Consider the following 20,105-nt stretch of genomic DNA (forward strand, 5'->3'; position numbering starts at 1 on the left):
GCGGGATCTCCCATTGCGGTTGACGTTGATTTATAGTTGTGGATCACGCGCCGCAAAAAAAAGAAGCCGCCACGTATGTGGCGGCTTGTCGGGAATGCGTCGGAGGGGTCAATTAACTCTGGCGCAGACCAGATTTTAAAATAACTTAATACGGCTTGTCACGTCCCATTTGAGTCACCCCTCTTTTGTGGGGCGGCTGCCGGGCAGTCCGCGGCGAAGTGACACGGATGAGGCGAAAACGCATCTTTTACGGGCATTTCCGCGCAGGCAGATGTCCGAAAGCAGCTTGCATCCCACCCCGGCCGCGCGTCTAATCCGGCCATCTCCCGTCAGCCCCGAAGCCATGAGACCCGCCGACCTGTTTCGCCTGCTAAGCCTGGCCGCCATCTGGGGCGCCAGTTTCCTGTTCCTGCGCATCGGCGCACCGGTGCTCGGCCCCTTCACGGCTGCCTTCCTGCGCGTGCTGGTCGGCGGGCTGACACTGGTGGCCTATCTTGCCCTGATGCGCGTGCGCTGGGATATGCGCGGCAAGTGGCGCGCGGCGATGGCACTGGGCGTGATCAACTCGGGCATTCCGTTTGTCATGTACGCGTTTGCGGCGTTGTGGCTGCCGGCCGGCTATTCCGCCGTGTTCAATGCGATGACGCCGCTGATGGGCGTCCTGATCGGCGCGCTGTGCTTCGGCGAGCGCCTGACGCTGGCCAAGGCAGGCGGGGTGGTGCTTGGCGTGGCGGGGGTGGGGGTGCTGACCCGTACCGGCCCCGTGGCCTTCACGCCACAGGTGCTGCTGGGCGCGGGCGCCTGCCTGGTGGCCACGGCCTGCTATGGGCTGGCCGGCTTCCTGGCGCGGCGCTGGATCACGGCGCAGGGCGGGCTCGACAGCCGCCTGGTGGCCACCGGCAGCATGGTGGGCGCCACGCTGTTCCTGCTGCCGTTCTGCGGTGTCGCGCTGTGGCGCGAGAATACGCTTCCGGCCGCCGGGGCGGGGGTGTGGCTGGCGATGCTGGGCGTAGGGATGCTGTGCACTGCCATCGCCTACATCCTCTATTACCGCCTGATCGCGGACCTGGGCCCGGTGCGCTCGCTGACCGTGACCTTCCTGATCCCGCCGTTCGGCATCGTGTGGGGCGCGCTGTTCCTGGGCGAGAAATTGTCGTGGGCGCACGCCGTCGGCGGCGCGCTGATCGGCCTGGCGGTCTGGCTGGTGCTGAGGCCGGCCTCGGCTGCGCCCGTGGCGGCGGCCGTACCAGGGTCCGGACGACCCTGAGCGGCGCGATGCCGATTCAGCGGAACCGGTAGGTCACCGCGGTCATGGCGGTCCATTGCTGGCGCCGCTGGGTGACCGGGCTGCTGGCCGCATCCCCCTCCAGCCGCGCGAAGGTGAGCAAGCCCAGCGCCGACCAGTTGCGCGAGATCTCATAGCTGACGATGCCGTTGGCGTGCCATTCCCTCAGCCCGGCTCCCACCGCATGCGTCGGCAGGCCCGACCGCGCGCTCTGGTCCGCCGTCACGCCGAAGAAGGTCTGCATGTACTTGCTATTGGTCCAGGTCACGCCCGGGCCCAGCGTGAAGAGCCACTTGCCGGCTGGCAGGCTGAACAGCACGTCGCCGTTGGCGATCAAGCCCTGCCCCTGGCCGGCGATGTCCTGCGCCACGTCCGCCGAGAAAGTGATGAACGAGACCTGTGCCTGCGCGAATGCCCGCGCCCGCATGGTCATGTTGACGTCGCCCAGGCCATTGAGGCGGTGATCGTCCTTGCTGCGCCGCCAGGTCGGGTCGAACTGGAAGTCGGCGCCGATCTGCCAGATATCGTTGTTGAGCGCATACACGCCGAGCAGGTCGAAGCCGCGCGAGAAGAAGCGGCCGCCGTAGTCGATGTCCTGGTAGATGATCGGGTAGACCAGCGAGGTGCGCGCGCCGGGGAAATCCGGTGCTACGTAGACGCCGGGGCCGGCCGAGATCTTCCACTTGCTGGCGGGCGGCGTCGCGGTTGCCGTGCCTGCCGCGCCTGCCGGGTCGCTGTCTGCTGCCCAGCCGGCCGAGGCGCTGATGGTGATGGCGAGTGCCAGTAGCGCGCGGCGGGGCGCAGAGGTGGTGGGCATGGACAATCCGGCTTGAACTTGATGTGGGCCGCGTCGTGCGCGCGGCAGCAGGGGGGGATTCTAGCCGGATGTGAGAGCGAGGGGCAGGGGTGGGGGGCGACGGAGGACGCGCCCGCCAGCCGCCGGCCTAGGATGCCGGGGCCAGTGCGCCGCCGCCGTTCAGTCCCTCGACATTGAAGCGTTCGCGCACCCGCACCACCACCCGCCGGGCCAGCGGCAGGCTCCGCACGGCGTCTTCCTCGCTGCGGTCGGGGAAATCCACCTCCGCACTCCAGTTGCAGCCGGTATGGTCAGGCCGGTGGATGCACACCGCGCGCAGCTGGCAATCCTGGCAGCCGGGTTGCTCGCGCAGCCAATGGCTCAGCAAGCGCTTGAGTTCAGGCAGGGGTTTGATCTGGCGATCCATGGCGGACTCCGGTAGCTGCCCGGCGGCCGCATGGGTCGGAGGCCGGGCGGGGCCGAGGTTCCGGGGCAGGGGAAGGGAACCGCGGGCCGTGTCAGTTGATGGACTTGTCGGCCCGGCATTTCGGGCACAGGCCGTACAGCACCAGCATGTGTTCGCGCAGTACGAACGCATTGGCGGTGGCCACCTCGCGCTGGCGGGCTTCGATGGCTTCGTCGCGGAATTCCTCCACGTGACCGCAGGCCACGCAGATCAGGTGATCGTGGTGGCCGCCTTCGTTGAGCTCGAAGACCGCGTGATCGGACTCGAAGCTGTGGCGCAGCAGGATATTGGCTTGCACCAGCTGGTTGAGCACGCGATAGATGGTGGACAAGCCGGCGTCGACGTCCTGTGCCAGCAGGATGCGATAGACATCCTCGGCGCTGCGGTGGCGGCGTTCGCTGGCGCGGAAGACTTCCAGCACGCGAACACGCGGCGAGGTCGCCTTGAGGCCGGCGCGCTTCAGGTCAATGGGTTCGGTACTGTCGGGAGGCATCAACATGCTGCGGCTTTGCGCCCGGGCGGGGACGCATCAATCGGAAATGACGTGCTCCGGCCGGCCGCGCCGCCGCGCGCTGCGCGCCAACGTACGCCATCCAGACCGCAGGAATGCAGCGGGCGGCATCCTGCAAGGAAGGCCGCCCGCTGGCTGCAAGACGTGTTGCCACGGCTTGCGGAATAAAAAGATGGCTTGGCTTGTCAGCCGAAGAGCTGATCGGGAAAGCGGGGTCTGGTTGCTTTCCCGATCTTCCGGTGACTGGCTACTGCCAAACGCTCCGCGGTACGGAGCGGTCCCCACAAAAGACGGTGATGGATGCCGCGCCATGCGCGACATCGAAAATCCTGTTTGCCGCGGGCTTGCCGCCGGCCTTCCTGTATTGCGCTACTTTGCTCTGCTACTTGCTCTGCTACTTTGTTCCGTTGTCCTCGCCGGGCTGGTCTTGCTTGCCTCGCGTCAGACAGTGATGCCATAGTAAATGGGAATTAATCTCATTACAAGGGGAATTTGCAGCTTTTTTCGAGGGGGTCGAGGGGCGTTCGCGGGATGGGCGGATGATGACGGGCGGACGGGTGTCACGACCTGGCGCCCGTATGCCGATGGAGTCGGATCGGGGCTAGCGGCGGCGAGTCGCCGGCCGGGCGTCGCGCCCGGCCGGCTTTCCGCGAGGCAGGAGGAGGGCGATCCTGGCAGAGATGCTGGCGAGCATGGCAAGCGCGCCAATGGTTTCCATGAGTGCGGCAATCATCGAAGTCTCCCGGTTTCCCTGAAACTCGCGCAAGTGCAACATGCACGGCGAGGCGGTTCGGGCCTGCCACGGCCACCTGGATCGGCGGACCACGGGTCTACCAGGGCCGTACAGGCATATAGGCACGGACGAAGAACGCCAGGGTGATGCAGGCCGTCAGCGTCAGGGTCACGGCGCGCACCACGTTTGCAGGCGTGCGGCGGCCGATCTGCGCGCCCGCGTAGCCGCCGACGGTTGCCGCCAGCAGCATCACGATCGTGTTCGGCCAATGCACCGCGCGCGCGGCCATGAAGATGAAGACCGCCATGGTGTTGGCGGCGGTGACGAGCAGGGTGCGCGGGGCATTCAGGCTCTTGAGGTCGCGGCTGTCGAGCAGGCCCCACACGGCCATCATCATGATGCCTACCGCGCCGCCGAAGTAGCCGCCGTAGACCCCCAGCCCGAACTGGACGGCGAGAACGGCCGCAGGCCGGATGTGGTAGCGGCTCCGCAGCCATTCCCCGGCCCGGCGCCCGAACGACAGCGCCAGGCTGGCCACCAGCAGCAGCCAGGGCAGCACGACGTCGAAGGTCTTTGCCGGCGTCCACAAGAGCAGTACCGCACCGACCACGCCCCCGATGACCGTCGACAGCAGCAATGGCCGCAGCGACACGGCACCGACCGGCCCGAGGTCGCTGCGGTAGGCCCACGCACTCGCGATTCCGCCCGGAAACAAGGCAACCGTGCTCGAAGCATTCGCTTGAACCGATGGCACGCCGGTGGCAATCATGGCTGGCAGGCTGACGAACGAGCCGCCCCCGGCGAGTGCGTTCATGGCGCCTGCAGTCAAGCCGGCCAGGGAGAGCAGCAGAGTATCGTTCATGCCAGCCATGGTAGGTGCGCGAGCTGGCATGGGCAATCTGGCAATTCCAGTGCTAGTCTTCGGAGAAACCGAAAGCAGCTAAGCGAGGACCGACCCCATGCGCTTCGATCTCACCGATATGCGCCTGTTCCTGAGCGTGGTCGAACAGGGCAGCCTCACGGCGGGCGCGCAGGCCGTGAACCTGGCGCTGGCTTCCGCAAGCGAACGCGTGTCCGGCATGGAGGCCGCACTGGGCGCGCCCCTGCTGGAGCGCACCCGGCGCGGCGTGCATACGACCGCGGCCGGCGACGCGCTGGTGCGGCACGCGCGTCTGATCCTGGGGCAGGTGGAACAGATGCGCGGCGAGTTGCGGACCTACGCCACCGGCCTCAAGGGCCGCATCAGGCTGCTTTCGAACACGGCGGCACTGGCCGCGTTCCTGCCGCGCGAGCTGCGCCGCTTCCTGGTGGCTCACCCGGACCTGTCGGTCGACCTTGACGAGCAGCCGAGCGCCGAGATCGTCCGCGCCATTGCGGAGGGGCGCGCCGAGCTGGGCATCGTCGCCGACATTGCCGACCTGGCGGCGCTGCAGACCCGCTTGCTGGCAAGCGACCAGCTTGTCGTGGTGGCGGGCAGCGCGCACCGCATCAGCGGCCAGCCGCGGGTGGCCTTCGCGGACATCATCGGCGAACCCTTTGTCGGCCTGGCGGATGCCGCGCTGGAAAGCCACCTGGGCGAACGCGCGACCCGTCTCGGGCGCCAGATCGGATACCGGGTCCGGCTCAGAAGCGTGGCCAGTGTCGGGGAGATGGTGGAGGCGGGCGTCGGCATCGCCATCCTGTCCGAAGCCTTCGCGGCGGAACTGCGCCGGCCCGGGCTGGCGCTGGTTGCGTTGTCGGAGCCGTGGACGTCGAGGCAGTTGCACCTGTGCGCGCGCGATTTCTCCGCACTGACACCGCATGCGAACCTGCTCGCCCAGCAGCTCATGGCGAGCGGTGCCCGAGCGCCGGGCGAATCGGCCTAGGGCAGGCTGGGCGGGAAGAAAATCGTGCGCCGGGCAGCGGGAAAGTCCCCGGCGCACGAAAAGTGCGTATCACGCACAACACATGGCGCCGGCTTTCCGGCGCCCCCTTCTACTGACCCCTCATTGCTCTTTCATTGCACTGTCACTGCGCGGGCTGCGCTCAGGCGCCCGCCAGCCGGAACGTGCCGACCGCCTTGTGCAGGGCGTCGGCCTGGTCTTCCAGCGAGGCCGCGGCCGCGGCGGCCTGTTCCACCAGCGCGGCGTTCTGCTGCGCCATCTGGTCCATCTGCGTGACGGCCTGGTTGACCTGCTCGATGCCGCCGGTCTGCTCTTCGGTGGCGGCGCGCATCTCGCCCATCAGGTCGGTCACGCGCTTGACGGCCTGCACGATCTCGTCCATGGCCTGGCCCGCGGTTTCCACCAGCGCCGCGCCGTCGTCCACGCGCTGCGCGGAGTTGCCGATCAGGCTCTTGATCTCCTTGGCCGCGGTGGCGCTGCGCTGAGCCAGGCTGCGCACCTCGCCGGCCACCACCGCGAAGCCGCGGCCCTGGTCGCCGGCACGCGCCGCTTCCACGGCGGCATTGAGCGCCAGGATGTTGGTCTGGAAGGCAATGCCTTCGATCACACCGATAATGTCCACCACCTTGCCCGAGGCCGCCTTGATCTCACCCATGGTGTTGACCACCTTGCCGACGATCTCGCCGCCGCGCACCGCGATCTCCGAGGCGCCTTCGGCCAGCCGGCTGGCCTGGCGCGCGTTGTCGGCGCTCTGGCGTACCGTGCCGGTGAGCTGCTCCATGCTGGCCGCGGTCTGCTCCAGCGAAGCCGCCTGTTCCTCGCTGCGGCGCGACAGGTCCGAGTTGCCGGCGGCGATCTCGCGCGCGGCGTTGGCGATCGAATCGGCCGAGCCGCGGATGCTGCCGATGGCGCCGGTCAGCCGGTTCTGCATCTGCTGCATGGCGAACAGCACGCTGTGGCGGTCGTTCTGCGCGAGGCGCACCTCGCTGGCCAGGTCGCCTTCGGCAATCCGCGCGGCAATCTGCGAAGTCAGCGCCGGCTCACCGCCCAGCTGTTTGTGCAGGCCGCCGGCGATGCGCATCACCACCACCGTCATCAGCGTGCCGATACCCAGCAGCAAGGCCAGTGACTTCAGCAGGGACTGGCGGAAGGCGGCGTCGATATCGTCCAGGTAGACCCCGGCGATGAAGTTCCAGTCCCAGGGCTTGAAGTTGGCCACGTAGCTCAGCTTGGGCTGCGGCGCCTCGGAGCCCGGCTTGGCCCACAGGTAATGCACGAATCCGTGGCCCGCGCCCTTGCCGATCTCGGCGATCTCGCGGAACAGGAAGGTCCCGTTGGGATCCTTCATGTCACTCATGTCCTTGCCGTTCATCTCCGCCTTGAACGGGTGCATCACCACCACGGCGTCGGAACGCATCAGGGTGAAATAGCCGTCTTCGCCGAAGCGCATGGCGCGCACGCGGTCCAGCGCCTGCTGCCGGGCTTCGTCCATCGGCAGCTTGCCGCTGCGGCCCAGCGCCTCATATTCCTTCACCATCGATAGCGCGGTATCGGTCACATGCGCCAGGTCCAGCTTGCGCTCGTCCAGGCGCAGTTCGCGCATCTGCCAGGCATCCCACAGCGTCAGGCCCAGCAGGCAGACCCAGCTCAGCAGCAACGGCAACAGTAATTTCTTCCTCAGGCTCAGGCGCTCCAGCATTCTCTCCCCCTTCTTTTAGGTATCGCGATTCATTTCATTGCTGACGCGATAACGGCCGCGACAAAGCCAAACTTGACGGTAGCGGAGTAGGGAGTTTCCTCAAGTGCAGCAAGGGTTGCAGCCGTAGACAGCGTAAGTGTGTACTACTGCACAAACGGATTCGCGGGGCTGGCGCGGCCCGCCAGGCCATGTAATTCCGCGTAATCTTCGCCCCCCGGGCGAGGCATTGCGGTTTCAAATGAGAACCATTATCCTTTCGCCTTATTTGCCTGAAGCGTCACCTCGCGGGGCGCCGTAGCATCAGCGCGCATCGGGCAGGCCGGCCAGCCAGGCGCCATCCATGGCCTCGCACCGCTTGCCGCGCGCCGGAAAACCGATATGACCGAAATCTCGCTGGGAGCCGGCCAGCAGCGCCGCGCCTTCTGGCTCAAGCACCTGCATCAGTGGCACTGGATCAGCTCGGCGCTTTGCCTGATTGGCATGCTGCTGTTTGCCGTGACCGGATTTACGCTCAACCACGCCGGCCAGATCGAGGCCAGGCCGCAAGTGGTCACCCGCACGGAAAGCGCGCCCGCCGCGCTGACCGGTTCGCTGCGCCAGCTCAAGCACGGCGACAAGGGCCCGGTGCCCCCCGTGCTGGCCGAGTGGCTGGCACGCACGCTGGATATCGACGCCGCCGGGCGCGAGGCCGAGTGGTCGGGCGAGGAGATCTATGTTTCGCTGCCGCGCCCGGGGGGCGATGCCTGGGTAAGCCTGGCGCTGGATACCGGCGAAGTGCAGTACGAGAAGACCAGCCGCGGCTGGATTTCCTACCTGAACGACCTCCACAAGGGCCGCAATACCGGCCGCGCGTGGAGCCTGTTCCTCGATGTCTTCGCCGCGGCCTGCCTGATCTTCAGCGTCACGGGGCTGTTCCTGCTCAAGCTGCATGCGGGCGGGCGCATGGCGACATGGCCGCTGGTCGGCCTGGGGCTGGTGGCGCCGCTGCTGCTGGCCCTGCTGTTCATTCACTGAGCGCGCGCTTCGCCGTTCAACCGTTTCACCTTCAGCTGCTAAAAACGAGGTTTCGCTATGCGTCGATTGCTCACCGTCACTCTCACCGGCATGGCCGCGGTACCGTTCGCCAGCCCGGCCGTGGCGGCCGAAATGAACGTCAAGGTCGAGATCCCGCGCCTGAACGTCGCGGAATACCACCGGCCCTATGTCTCGATGTGGATCGAGCGCGCCGACCAGAGCCCGGCCGCCACGCTGGCGGTCTGGTATGACGTCAAGCACAAGGATGGCGAAGGCACCAAGTGGCTCAAGGACATGCGCCAGTGGTGGCGCAAGGCCGGGCGCGACATGCAGATGCCGGCCGACGGCATCTCCGGCGCCACGCGCGCCGCCGGCGAGCAGACGCTCACTTTCAGCGACGGCAAGACGCCGCTGGGCAAGCTGCCCGCCGGCGACTACCAGCTGGTGGTGGAAGCCGCGCGCGAGGTCGGCGGCCGCGAACTGCTGCGCGTGCCGTTTGCATGGCCTCCCAAGGCGGCCGCTTCGGCCAGGGCCAGGGGCGAGCACGAACTGGGCACGGTCTCGGTCGACCTCAAGCCCTGAGCGGCATGCTGCCGTTTCGTCGCCAGCCTTTCCCTTCCACAGCCCGGCTTGTGCAGCCGGAACCCGATTCCTTGCCCGCTTCCCTTAGGAGCATGACGATGAAGACGATCGCCACCAAACTGTCCGTCCGCGCCGCCGCGCTGGCCCTGGCCGCGCTGATGCCGCTGGCCGCCCATGCCCACCGCCAGTGGCTGCTGCCGTCGGCCACCGTGCTCTCGGGCAGCGACCCGTGGGTGACCGTGGACGCCGCCGTGTCCAACGACCTGTTCTACTTCGAGCACGTGCCGCTGCGCCTGGACAACCTGGCCGTGACCGCGCCCGACGGCGCCGCCGCCAAGGTCGAGAACGCCAGCACCGGCCGCTACCGCAGCACCTTCGACGTACACCTGACCCAGCCCGGCACCTACAAGGTGGCGATGGTCAGCCACGGCCTGTTCGCCAGCTACAAGGAAAACGGCCAGACCAAGCGCTGGCGCGGTTCGCCCGAGGCCTTCGCCAAGGAAGTGCCGGCCGGCGCGCAGGACCTGCAGGTGACCCAGGCCGACAGCCGCCTGGAAGCCTTCGTCACGGCCGGCAAGCCGAGCGCCAGGGTGCTGCAGACCACGGGCCGCGGCCTTGAGCTGGCTCCGGTCACGCACCCGAACGACCTGGTCGCCGGCGACGCCGCCAGCTTCCGCCTGTTGCTCGACGGCAAGCCCGCCGGCAATGTGAAGGTGGCCGTGGTGCCGGGCGGCATCCGCTACCGCGACCAGCTGCAGGAGATGTCGCTGACCACCGACGCCGACGGCAAGTTCAGCGTCAAGTGGCCGGCGCCGGGCATGTACTGGATGGAGGCCGAGGTGCGCGACGACAAGGTCGCCACCAAGGAAGCCAAGGTCCGCCGCGCGAGCTATGCCGCGACGGTGGAAGTGCTGCCGCAGTAAGCGCGCTTCCCGCGCGCTTCAAGCGCGGGCGGGCCGCCCCCGGCGCAAGTCCGGCGGCCCGCGCAAGCCATGAGCCCCCAGCGGGCTTTTTGTCTTTGCGGATCGCGTCTCCAGGCTGGCGTCATTTTCTTCAGCCTCTTGTCGTCGTTTCTGACCTATTCCAGCTTTTTCCAACTCCTCCCGCTTGGCCCGCATGCAGCGCGTCCTTATTCCTCTCTCGCTCGGCGCGGCGCCGCCCGCGCCCGATGCGGCCGCGCGCGTGTGCCGGCTGCAGGGCGAGACCATGGGCACCACCTGGTCGGTGGCCTGGGCCGCGCCGCCGGGCAGCCCCGCCGCGGCGGCGCTCGACGCCGGCATCCGCGCGGTCCTGGCCGGCGTGGTCGCGCAGATGAGCAACTGGGAGGCCGGCTCCGATCTCAGCCGCTTCAACCGCGCCGCGCCGGACAGCTGGCAGGTATTGCCGGCGGACTGCTTTGCCGTGCTGCAGGCCGCGTTGCAGGTGGCGCGCGACAGCGGCGGTGCCTACGACCCGAGCGCTGGCCCGCTGGTTGACCTGTGGGGCTTCGGCCCGGCACCGCGTCGCGATGTCGCGCCGCCGCTGGCCGAGATCGAGCAGGCCCGCGCCCTGTGCGGATGGCAGCGCATCGAACTCGATCCCGAAAGCCGCCGCGCGCGCCAGCCCGGCGGCGTGCGCCTGGATTTTTGCGCCATCGCCAAAGGCTTTGGCGTGGACGCGGTGTCGCGCTACCTGGACGCGCAGGGCCTCGCCAGCCACCTGGTGGAGATCGGCGGCGAACTGCGCGGCCACGGTGTCAAGCCCGACGGCATGCCGTGGTGGGTCGCGCTGGAGACGCCGCCCGCCGCCGCCGACACGCTCGTCGCGCTGCATGGCCTGGCCGTGGCCACCTCGGGCGACTACCGGCGCTACTTCGACAGCGGCGGGCGCCGCTACGCCCACACGCTGGACCCGCGCACCGGCTACCCGGCCAGCCACGCGCTGGCCTCGGTCACGGTGCTGCATCCCCAATGCATGATGGCCGACGCGCTCTCCACCGCGCTGACCGTGCTCGGCCCCGAAGCCGGCATGGTGTTCGCGCGCCGCCATGCGCTTGCCGCCCGCTTCCTGGTCCGCCACAGCGGCGGTTTCGACGAACGCCTGTCGCCGGCCTGCGAGGCCATGTTGTCATGAACACGCCATGAACACGCCATGAACACGCCCGAGAGCGCATCCTCCCTGCCGATCGACCTGCCCGCCCCCGCGGCCGAGCCGCCGCGCGCCCACGCCGGCCAGGCCGCCCGGCGCAGCCGCATGCACCAGGCCGTGACCGCGCTGGGCGTGCTTGCCGGGCTGGCCGGCGTCGCCCTGGGCTTGCTCGCCCCCAGCCGCGCGGGCATGGCCGCCGGCGTGGTGGTCGCCTACCTTGGTTTTTGCGCGGCCGTGATCGCGCGGCACCGCCGCCGGCACGCGCGCCCGGCCCAGCTGGCACAGCCGCGCGAAGGCGCCACGCTGGTTGCCTATGCCAGCCAGAGCGGGTTTGCCGAGCAGGTCGCGCTGCACACCGCGCAGGCGCTGCAGGACGCCGGCGTGCCCGCGCAATGCCTGGCCTTCGATCAGCTCGAAGCGGGGCGCCTGGCGCATTGCCGGCAGGTCCTGTTCGTGGTCAGCACCACGGGCGAGGGCGATGCCCCCGACAGCGCCTCCGGCTACGCGCGGCGCCTCACGGCAGCGGCCGGCACGGGCGGCCTGCGCGAACTGCGCTACGGCATCCTCGCCCTTGGCGATCGCAGCTACGCCAACTTCTGCGCCTTCGGCCGCGCGCTCTCGGCGTGGCTGCAACGCCAGCAGGCGCAGGCACTGTTCGACATGGTGGAAGTCGACAACGGCGACGCCGGCGCGCTGCGCCACTGGCAGAACCACCTCAGCGCGCTGGGCGGCGGGGTCGAGATCGCCGACTGGGACAAGCCCCGCTACACCGACTGGCACCTGGCCGAGCGCCGCCTGCTCAATTCCGGCAGCCCCGGCGCGCCCGCCTTCCACCTGGCCCTGCTGCCGCCCGCAGGCGCACCCGCCTGGCAGGCCGGCGACATCGCCGAGATCGGCCCGCGGCTCGCGCCGGCCGAGGTCGGCCGCATGCTGGACAAGCTCAAGCTCGACGGCATCACGCCCGTGCGCTGCGACGGTGCCGCCACCACGCTGGCGCAGGCGCTGGCCACCCGCATCATGCTGCCCGAGCCGCATCTCGTCGCGCTGGCCGGCGTGGCGCCGCAGCGCCTGGTCGACACGCTGCCGCCGCTGCCGCACCGCGAATATTCGATTGCCTCGCTGCCTGCCGAGGGCCGGCTCGAACTGCTGGTGCGCCAGACCCGCCACGACGACGGCCGCCTTGGCCTCGCCTCCGGCTGGCTGACCGCCCACGCGGCGCAGGGCGCCGCCATCGCGCTGCGCATCCGCACCAACCGCGGCTTCCATCCGCCCGCCGACGAGCGCGCGCTGATCCTGATCGGCAACGGCACCGGCCTGGCCGGGCTGCGCGCCCACCTCAAGGCACGCGCCGTCGCCGGCCACCATCGCAACTGGCTGCTGTTCGGCGAGCGCACCGCGCAACACGACGCCTTCCACCGCGACGAACTCGCGGCGTGGCAAAGCGAAGGCRTGCTGCAGCGCATGGACCTGGTCTACTCGCGCGACGGCGGCCCGCTGCGCTATGTGCAGGACGCCGTGCGCGCCGCCGCCGGCATGCTGCGCGAATGGGTCGAAGACGGCGCGGCCATCTATGTGTGCGGCAGCCTGCAAGGCATGGCCGGCGGCGTCGACGCGGCGCTCACCGAGGTGCTGGGCGAAGAAGCGCTGCTGCGCCTGGGCGAAGCCGGGCGTTACCGGCGCGACGTCTATTGAGGCGGCCGACCGCCGCGGCGCTATGCCGCGGCCACCTCCATCAATCCGTCCACCACCACCGCCCCGTCCGCGCCCGCCATCACCGGATTGAGATCGATCGAGCGGATTGCGCCACCGGCCTCGTGCATCAGCCGGCCCACGCGTACCGCGATCCGGCACAGCGCGGCCACGTCCACGGCCGGCTCGCCGCGCACGCCCGCCAGCAACGGTGCGATGCGCAGTCCGGCCACGGCGCGCGCCACCGCGGCCTCGCTGCACGGGGCCAGCAGCACGGCGGTGTCGCACAGCACTTCGACGTACTTGCCGCCGTCGCCGACCAGCACCACCGGCCCGAACACCGGGTCCCAGTGCGCGCCCACCATGCATTCGCGCTCGCCGCGTTCCATGCGCGCCACCACCACGCCTTCGCAGGCGGCGTCCATCCTTTGCAGGATGTCGGTCTGCACGATGTAGGCATGCGCGACGGCATGCTCGTCGTTGCAGTTGAGCGCCACCAGGCCATGCTCGCTCTTGTGCGGCACCTGCGGCGAACTGGCCTTGACGGCCACCGGGCCCTTCAGTTCGCGCCAGGCCGCCACGGCTTCGTCCGCGCTGCGGCACAGCTTGTGGGCAACCACGGGAATGCCGGCCGCCGCCAGCCGGGCCAGGCTGGCGGCCTCGCTCAGGGTTTGCGTGGCGGGTGTCGCGGGCGCGGCGGCCTTGCCGCTTGCGCGCGGCCGGTACGTTGCCGGCAGAGCGTCTTCGTGCGCGATCTCGCGCAACTGCTGCTGGTGCGTGACGAGTTGCGCGAAGGCGGCCAGTGCGTCGGCCGCGCTGTCATAGGTGGGCACCCCGGCGGCGCGGAACGCCGCCGCAACCGGCGGCTGCCATGCGGCCACCGCGATGGGCTTGCCGGCGCTGGCGGCAAAGGCCGCGGCGTCGCGCGCGAAGCGCGGCAGCTCGTAGCCCATGCCGGCCACCGGGATGTCGAGCAGCAGCAAGTCGGCGGCCGGGTCGGCGGCCACCACTGGCAGCACGTCGCCGAACAGGCCGCTGTTGGTCAGCAGCGCCGCGGTCACGTCGACCGGATTCGCGGTGGCGGCGAAGCCGGGCAGGCGTTCGGCCAGCGCCGCCTGCGTGGCGCTGGCCAGCGGCGCCAGCGTGAGTCCGAGCGTTTCTGCCGCATCGGCGGCCATCACGCAGCTCGCGCCCGAGTTGCTCACCACCACCAGGCGCCGCCCGCCGGCCTGCCAGCCGCGCAGGTAAAGCGGCGCGCAGCGCGCCAGCGCGTGCGCATCGTCGACGCGGCAGATGCCGTGGCGCGCCAGGAAGGCGCTCACCGCGCGGTCCTCGTTGGCGATGGCGCCGGTGTGCGACGCCGCCGCGCGCTGGCCCGCGCTGGAGCGGCCGGCCTTCACGGCGACCATCGGCACGCCGCGCCGGCGTGCCACCGCCGCGGCTTCGGCCAGCACCGCCGGGTCGGTCAGGCTCTCCAGGTACAGCAGGATCAGCTTCACGTCCGGGTCGTGCGCCACGGCCAGCGCCAGTTCGCTGACCGTGATGTCGGCCTCGTTGCCGGTGGCGTGCATGTGGCGCACGCCGATGCCCTGGCCGCGCAGCAGGCCGTAGACCATGGCACTGACGCCGCCGCTCTGGCTGACCACGGCCACCGGCCCGTCCTGCGGCGGTACTTCGATGAACATGGTGGAGAAGCTGGCGATGGTGCCGGTGCCGAAGTTGGCGAGGCCCTGGCTGTTGGGCCCCACCAGGCGCAGCCCCGCGGCGCCTGCCACGCGCACCATCTCGTCCTGCTGGCGGCGGCCTTCCTCGCCCGCCTCGCCGAAGCCGGAGGCGATGACGATGGCCGCGGCCACGCCCAGCCGCGCGCAGTCGCGCACGGTCGCGACCGCCGCCTCGCCGCTCACCACGATGATGGCCAGCTCCGGCACCTCGGGCAGCGCATCGAGCGAGGCAAAGGCGGGCAGGCCCTGGATGGTGTCGCGCTGCGGGTTGACCGGGTAGAGCTTGCCGGCGTAGCCGTGCTCGCGCATGTAGTGGATGGGCCGGCCGCCGATCTTGTGGATATGGTCGGAGGCGCCGATCACCGCGATCGAGCGCGGCGCCAGCAAGGCTTGCAGGGTCTGGTTCATGATGAATTGCAGCGTGAAGGCGAAAGGATGAGTGTGAGAGAGAGAGGGCGGGAGTCAGTCGATGGTGGCGCCGGAGGCCTTGACCACCTTGCCCCACTTGTCGATCTCGCGCGCGAGGAACTGACCGGTGGCGGCCGGCGCGGTCCATTCCGCGGCGAAACCCTGCGTAGCGAACCTGGCGCGCACGTCGTCCTGCCCGAGCACGGCCTTGAGCGCGGCGCTCAGCGTGCCGATCACGGCGGGCGGCGTGCCGGCCGGCGCCAGCAGCGCGTTCCAGGCGGTGGCCTCGTAGCCGGGCAGCCCGGCTTGCGCCACGGTGGGCACGTCGGGCGCGGCGGGCGAGCGCGCCGCGCCGGTGATCGCCAGCGCCTTGAGCCGGCCCTCGCGCACGAAGGGCATGGCCGAGAGCATGGTGTCGAACATCACGGTGGCCTGCCCGCCCATCACGTCGGTGAGCGCTGGCGCGCTGCCCTTGTACGGCACGTGGGTCATGTGCGTGCCCGCCATGCTGTTGAACAGTTCGGCGGCAAGATGCGTGGATTGCCCGTTGCCCGAGCTGGCAAAGCTGACCTGATCCGGCCTGGCCTTGGCCAGCGCGATCAGCTCGGTCACGTTGCTGGCCGGCGTGGCCGGCGCCGTCACCAGCACCAGCGGGCCGCGCGTGAGCAGCGACACCGGCGCGAAGTCCTTCTGGGTGCTGTAGCCGGGCTTGCTGAACAGCGTCATGTTGATCGCGTGCGCGGTGGTCGCCACCAGCAGCGTATAGCCGTCGGGCGGCGACTTGGCCGCCGCCTCCGCGCCGATATTGCCGCCCGCGCCTGGCCGGTTCTCCACCACCACCGGCTGCTTGAGCTGCTCCGCGAGCTTTTGCCCGACCACGCGCGCGACGATGTCGGTGGGGCCGCCGGGCGGGTAGGGCACGACCAGGCGCAGCGGCTTGGCGGGCCAGTCCTGTGCGTGCGCGCGGGGCATGCACAGCAGCGCTGCCGCGACGGCGATGGCGCCCGTCAGCAGGGCGAGCGCGGGCCGCCGAAGCGGCAAGGTTCGGTTCATGTCAGTCTCCTCGGTTTTGGTGAAGCAGGCCGTGCGGCGGCGCGCCGGGTGCCGCCTGCTGCTGCGGCTTGTCGCCGCTGTCTTGCTATTCGCGCCGGAAGCGCAGCAGCGTGAGCTCGCCGTGGCGCAGGAAGCCGGCGCGCACGCGCTCGCCGATCGCCACGCCGGGCTCGGCATGGGCCATCACGCGCGGGCCTTCGTCCAGCGTGGCCAGCACCAGCGTGTAGGGCGCCAGCGCGCGGAACGCATCGGTCGGCGCGCGCGCGACTTCGGTCACGGCGTGGACGGTGGCGCCGCCGCCGGCGTCGCGCCAGCCCAGGCGCGTGCTGCCGCAGGCACGGCAGGCATGGCGCTGCAGCGGCTGCCACGCGCCGCAATCATCGCAGGCCTGGTAGCGCACGATACCGGCGTCGAGGCCGGACTGGTAGGTGTGGCTGGCTTGGTCGGTGGTCATGGCTGGTTCCGCGGGGGCGCTGTGCATTGCTGCTGGTTTGCTCCCCTCTCCCACGCCGTGGGAAAGGGGCCGGGGGAGCGAACCCGGGGGCTGGCGAGGGGCGGCATCATTGCGCCTCCAGCACCAGGCTCACATGCGACGACAGCACGCCGCCGTCCGCATGGAACAGGGCGCGCTTGCGCCGCGGCAGCTGCCGCGTGCCGGCCTTGCCGGCCAGTTGCCGCCCGGCTTCGGCCAGGTGCATCAGGCCACCCGCCACGCCCGAGTGGCCGAAGGCGAGCAGCCCGCCGTGCGTGTTGAGCGGCAGCGCGCCGTCGCGGCCAAAGTCGCCGGYGGCCAGCCGTTGCGGCGAGGCGCCGCGCGGCGCCACGCCGAGTTCCTCGAGCAGCATCGCCAGCGTGATGGTGAAGGAGTCGTAGATCGCCAGGTAGTCGATATCGGCAACGGTGTTGCCGGCCTCGCCGAGCGCGCGGCGCGCGGCATCCGCCGCGCCCGTGGCCAGCACGCTGTCGAGCGTGCACAGGTGCTGGTGACGGTGCGCCTGCCCGGCGCCGGTGATGCGCACGGGCCTGCCGCTGCCGCCGCCATTTCCCGGTTCGGCCGACACCACCACCGCCACCGCGCCGTCGGAGATCGGGCAGCAGTCCGACAGCCGCAGCGGCGAGGCGATGGGCTTGGCGGCGCGCGCCGCGTCGAGCGTCACCGGCTCGCGCAGGTGGGCATCGGGATGCCCGGCCGCATGCTCGCGCATCAGCACCGCGAAGCCGCTCAGGTCGTCGGCATGCATGCCGGTCTCGTGCAGGTAGCGCGACGCCAGCAGCGCGTAGTACGCCGGCACCGAGGCGCCGTTCGGCACCTCCATGTCGGGCTCGCCCACCTGGGCCAGCGTCTGGATCGACTGGTCGCGGCTCTGGCCGCTCAGGCGGTTCTCCCCGGCCACCACCAGCACGTTGCGGCAGCGCCCCGCGCCCACCAGCTCGCGCGCCAGCATGGCCATCACGCCGCCGGTGGCGCCGCCCGATGCCACGCCGTGCGCGTACGCCGGATCGAGCGAGGCGTACTCGCAGAAACGCGTGGCCAGCATCAGGTGCGGCAGCGTGGTGGCATAGCCGCACAGCACGCCGTCGATGTCGGCGCGCGCCAGGCCGGCGTCGGCCAGCGCGGCGTCGGTGGCGGCCGCCATCAGGGTCAGCGGCGTGCTGCCCTCGATGCGGCCGAAGCGCGTATTGCCCGCGCCGCGCAGGTAAGCTGCATTTTGCATATCGTCTCGGTCAGTCCATCGCGTTCATTGCCCGGCGCTCATCGCTTCATCAGCGGGCACTGCGACTTGGCCGGCGGGATGAAGGCCTGGTCGCCCGGCACCGTGGCCAGCAGCTTGTAGTAGTCCCACGGGTACTTCGACTCGGCCGGCGTCTTGACCTCGAACAGGTACATGTCGTGCACCATGCGGCCGTCTTCGCGGATGCGGCCGTTCTTGGCGAAGAAGTCGTTGATCGGCATGGACTTCATCTGCTTCATCACCGCCGCGGTCTCGTCGGTGCCGGCGGCCTGGATGGCCTTCAGGTAGTGCATGACCGAGGAATAGGTGCCGGCCTGGCTCATGTTCGGCATCTTCTTGAGCTTCTCGAAATACCGGCGCGACCACGCGCGCGTGGCATCGTTCATGTCCCAGTAGAAGCCTTCGGTCAGCAGCAGCCCGGACGCGGTCTTCAGGCCGATCGCGTGGATGTCGTTGATGTACAGCAGCAGCCCCGCCATGCGCTGGTTGCCGCCCCTGGTCAGGCCGAACTCGCTGGCCGCCTTGATGGCGTTGACCGCGTCCCCGCCGGCGTTGGCCAGGCCCACCACCTGCGCCTTGCTGGCCTGCGCCTGCAGCAGGTAGGAGGCGAAGTCGCTGGCGCCGATGGGGTGGCGCGCGGCGCCCAGCACCTTGCCGCCGGTCTCGTTGATGACGTTGGTGGCGGATTCCTGCAGCGTGTGGCCGAAGGCGTAATCGGCGGTCAGGAAGAACCAGGTCTTGCCGCCGCGCTGCACCACCGCGCGCGCGGTGGAATTGGCCAGCGAATACGTGTCGTAGGCATAGTGCACCGACACCGGCGTGCACAGGTCATTGGTGATGCGCTCGGTGCCCGGGCCGGAGAACACCACAATGCGGTTCTTCTGCTTGGCCACTTCCAGCACGGCCAGCGCGGGCGCCGACGCGGCCACGTCGAGGATGGCGTCCACATGGCCGGTGTCGAACCATTCGCGTGCCTTGCTGGCGGCGATATCGGCCTTGTTCTGGTGGTCGGTCACCACCAGTTCGATCTTCTTGCCCAGCACCTTGCCGCCGAAGTCGTCGATCGCCATCTGCGCCGCGGTGGCGCTGCCGCGCCCGGTCACGTCGGCGTACAGCCCGCTCATGTCGAGGATCAGGCCGATCTTGACTTCGTCGTCGGAAATGCCGGGCTTGGCACCTTGCGCGCCGGCCTGGCCGGCGCCGCACAGCAGCGCGGCGGCCAGCGCCAGCACGCCCAGCGGGCGGCGCAGCAGCGGATGGTTGCGGTTCATGGTGATCTCCTCCATGGGCCTTGGTGGCCCGCGTTCTTCTTGGTTTCTATGAAACAGCGGGGAACCGGGCGGCGGCTAGACCGTCGCCACCGGCGTGGTGGGCGAGCCCACCGCGCCCGGCAGCCGCAGCGGCGGCGCGGTGAGCATGAAGCGCGAGCGCTGGTTGGCGCGCAGCCATGCCGCCAGTTCCTTCATGTACCAGAGCTCGCCTAGCGGCAGGCCGAGCTTGAACAGGCAGTGGTGGTGCAGCGGCAGCAGCGGGTGGTGCGTCTCGCCGGCCGGCGCGGGGCGCGCGGGATAGCGCTCCACCGCGTAGTTGTCGGCGATCAGCGCGGCGATGCCGGCATCGGTGATCCAGTTCAGGAGCTTGTCGTCGCGGCCGTCGAGCGCGCAGCAGCTGTGGTGCAGCACATTCTCGTCGGGCTCGCGCTGCATCGACAGCACCACCTCGGCAAAGCCGGTGCGCAGCAGCAGCATGTCGCCGCTCTCCACCTCCACGCGGTCGGCTTCGAGCACGCGCATCAGGTCGTCGTAGCCCACGTTGCGGAAGTCCTGCCCGTAGTTGTGCGCCAGGTCCACCAGCACGCCGCGGCCCTGCATGCCCTTCACGGCGAAGTTCTCGATGCCGAGCGCGCGCGCCTCGCTGTGGTCGTGGCCGCAGGCGTGCGCGGCGAAATGGTCGTCCTCGGCGTAGTCCACCGGGCCGACGATATGCTCGTTGGCGCGATAGCCGTTGTAGTAGACGCGCTCGGCGCGGCCGTCGCCGTCGGCGTCGAACAGCGCGCCCACGTGGGCCAGCGAATCCCATTGCGTGGAATACTGCAGCGACAGCAGCACCTGGTCGTCGCTGATCACGTCGGTGGCGGCGGGATCGACCTTGGCCAGCGGGAAATTCACGTAGGGGATGTCGTCGCGGAAGGTGGGGCGCAGCACCGGCGGGTTGCGGCGCGGGTTGAGCTTGTTGCCGCCCGGGTAGTCCAGCGGCAGCGACAGGCAGAACGACAGCCCGGCCTGTATCTCGCGGGCGCCCTTGCGGACCTGCTCCGGGCCGATCAGGTTGACGCGGCCAAGCTGGTCGTCGGGCCCGAAATCGCCCCAGTTGGAACCCTGTGGTCGTTGCTTCCAGCGCAT

General features: G+C 69.9%; 19 protein-coding genes. 7 read left to right on the plus strand and 12 right to left on the minus strand.

Annotated features, from left to right (window positions below; all coding sequences use genetic code 11):
- Nucleotides 1–343 precede the first annotated feature (343 nt).
- Nucleotides 344–1,267 carry a DMT family transporter gene (locus AB4Z48_RS00370; protein WP_441611835.1) on the plus strand — a complete coding sequence of 308 codons (924 nt, stop codon included), beginning with the start codon at nt 344–346 and terminating at the stop codon, nt 1,265–1,267.
- A gap of 16 nt (nt 1,268–1,283) precedes the next feature.
- Here the strand turns inward: AB4Z48_RS00370 and AB4Z48_RS00375 are convergent, their stop codons facing one another.
- From AB4Z48_RS00375 to AB4Z48_RS00395, 5 genes are all read right to left on the minus strand, one after another.
- Nucleotides 1,284–2,102 (minus strand): MipA/OmpV family protein, encoded by an 819-nt coding sequence (locus AB4Z48_RS00375; RefSeq protein ID WP_441611836.1) that lies wholly within the window; start codon nt 2,100–2,102, stop codon nt 1,284–1,286.
- Nucleotides 2,103–2,229: 127 nt separating this feature from the next.
- Nucleotides 2,230–2,508: a hypothetical protein gene (locus AB4Z48_RS00380; RefSeq protein WP_441611837.1), complete on the minus strand. Its 279-nt coding sequence runs from the start codon at nt 2,506–2,508 to the stop codon at nt 2,230–2,232.
- 91 nt (nt 2,509–2,599) lie between these two features.
- Nucleotides 2,600–3,046: a ferric iron uptake transcriptional regulator gene (gene fur / locus AB4Z48_RS00385; RefSeq protein ID WP_441611838.1), complete on the minus strand. Its 447-nt coding sequence runs from the start codon at nt 3,044–3,046 to the stop codon at nt 2,600–2,602.
- Between the two features lie 613 nt (nt 3,047–3,659).
- Nucleotides 3,660–3,791, minus strand: a complete 132-nt coding sequence (locus AB4Z48_RS00390; protein ID WP_441611839.1) for a hypothetical protein — start codon at nt 3,789–3,791, stop codon at nt 3,660–3,662.
- Nucleotides 3,792–3,888: 97 nt separating this feature from the next.
- Nucleotides 3,889–4,653, minus strand: coding sequence for a sulfite exporter TauE/SafE family protein (locus AB4Z48_RS00395; RefSeq protein ID WP_441611840.1), 765 nt, complete (start codon nt 4,651–4,653; stop codon nt 3,889–3,891).
- A gap of 97 nt (nt 4,654–4,750) precedes the next feature.
- On the opposite strand from AB4Z48_RS00395, the gene AB4Z48_RS00400 reads away from it, so the two are divergent.
- On the plus strand, nt 4,751–5,656 hold the full coding sequence (locus AB4Z48_RS00400; protein ID WP_441611841.1) for a LysR substrate-binding domain-containing protein: 906 nt from the start codon (nt 4,751–4,753) through the stop codon (nt 5,654–5,656).
- 160 nt (nt 5,657–5,816) lie between these two features.
- Here AB4Z48_RS00400 and AB4Z48_RS00405 read toward each other — a convergent pair whose 3' ends face one another.
- Nucleotides 5,817–7,373, minus strand: a complete 1,557-nt coding sequence (locus AB4Z48_RS00405; RefSeq protein WP_441611842.1) for a methyl-accepting chemotaxis protein — start codon at nt 7,371–7,373, stop codon at nt 5,817–5,819.
- Between the two features lie 378 nt (nt 7,374–7,751).
- On the opposite strand from AB4Z48_RS00405, the gene AB4Z48_RS00410 reads away from it, so the two are divergent.
- The 5 genes from AB4Z48_RS00410 to AB4Z48_RS00430 all read left to right on the plus strand — a co-directional run bounded on the left by AB4Z48_RS00410 (nt 7,752) and on the right by AB4Z48_RS00430 (nt 12,788).
- Nucleotides 7,752–8,387, plus strand: coding sequence for a PepSY-associated TM helix domain-containing protein (locus AB4Z48_RS00410; RefSeq protein WP_441611843.1), 636 nt, complete (start codon nt 7,752–7,754; stop codon nt 8,385–8,387).
- Nucleotides 8,388–8,444: 57 nt separating this feature from the next.
- Nucleotides 8,445–8,969: a DUF2271 domain-containing protein gene (locus AB4Z48_RS00415; protein WP_441611844.1), complete on the plus strand. Its 525-nt coding sequence runs from the start codon at nt 8,445–8,447 to the stop codon at nt 8,967–8,969.
- A gap of 98 nt (nt 8,970–9,067) precedes the next feature.
- The gene (locus AB4Z48_RS00420) at nt 9,068–9,892 is read left to right on the plus strand and encodes a DUF4198 domain-containing protein (RefSeq protein ID WP_441611845.1); all 825 of its coding nucleotides are present in this window, start codon (nt 9,068–9,070) and stop codon (nt 9,890–9,892) included.
- A 193-nt stretch (nt 9,893–10,085) separates the two neighbouring features.
- Nucleotides 10,086–11,081, plus strand: coding sequence for an FAD:protein FMN transferase (locus tag AB4Z48_RS00425; protein WP_441611846.1), 996 nt, complete (start codon nt 10,086–10,088; stop codon nt 11,079–11,081).
- Nucleotides 11,082–11,201: 120 nt separating this feature from the next.
- A complete protein-coding gene (locus tag AB4Z48_RS00430; RefSeq protein ID WP_441612260.1) occupies nt 11,202–12,788 on the plus strand; it encodes a sulfite reductase subunit alpha in 1,587 nt (528 codons plus the stop codon).
- A 20-nt stretch (nt 12,789–12,808) separates the two neighbouring features.
- Here the strand turns inward: AB4Z48_RS00430 and AB4Z48_RS00435 are convergent, their stop codons facing one another.
- The 6 genes from AB4Z48_RS00435 to AB4Z48_RS00460 all read right to left on the minus strand — a co-directional run bounded on the left by AB4Z48_RS00435 (nt 12,809) and on the right by AB4Z48_RS00460 (nt 20,105).
- On the minus strand, nt 12,809–14,917 hold the full coding sequence (locus AB4Z48_RS00435) for an acetate--CoA ligase family protein (RefSeq protein ID WP_441611847.1): 2,109 nt from the start codon (nt 14,915–14,917) through the stop codon (nt 12,809–12,811).
- 54 nt (nt 14,918–14,971) lie between these two features.
- Complete coding sequence (locus AB4Z48_RS00440) at nt 14,972–15,970, minus strand: tripartite tricarboxylate transporter substrate binding protein (protein ID WP_441611848.1); 999 nt, start codon at nt 15,968–15,970, stop codon at nt 14,972–14,974.
- A gap of 85 nt (nt 15,971–16,055) precedes the next feature.
- Nucleotides 16,056–16,424 carry a Zn-ribbon domain-containing OB-fold protein gene (locus AB4Z48_RS00445; RefSeq protein ID WP_441611849.1) on the minus strand — a complete coding sequence of 123 codons (369 nt, stop codon included), beginning with the start codon at nt 16,422–16,424 and terminating at the stop codon, nt 16,056–16,058.
- A gap of 106 nt (nt 16,425–16,530) precedes the next feature.
- Nucleotides 16,531–17,685 carry a thiolase family protein gene (locus AB4Z48_RS00450; RefSeq protein ID WP_441611850.1) on the minus strand — a complete coding sequence of 385 codons (1,155 nt, stop codon included), beginning with the start codon at nt 17,683–17,685 and terminating at the stop codon, nt 16,531–16,533.
- A 38-nt stretch (nt 17,686–17,723) separates the two neighbouring features.
- Entirely contained in the window at nt 17,724–18,974 is a 1,251-nt protein-coding gene (locus tag AB4Z48_RS00455; RefSeq protein WP_441611851.1) for an ABC transporter substrate-binding protein, read from the minus strand.
- A gap of 75 nt (nt 18,975–19,049) precedes the next feature.
- Nucleotides 19,050–20,105 carry a cyclase family protein gene (locus AB4Z48_RS00460; RefSeq protein WP_441611852.1) on the minus strand — a complete coding sequence of 352 codons (1,056 nt, stop codon included), beginning with the start codon at nt 20,103–20,105 and terminating at the stop codon, nt 19,050–19,052.

Source organism: Cupriavidus sp. 2TAF22 (assembly GCF_052115045.1).
GTDB lineage: Bacteria > Pseudomonadota > Gammaproteobacteria > Burkholderiales > Burkholderiaceae > Cupriavidus.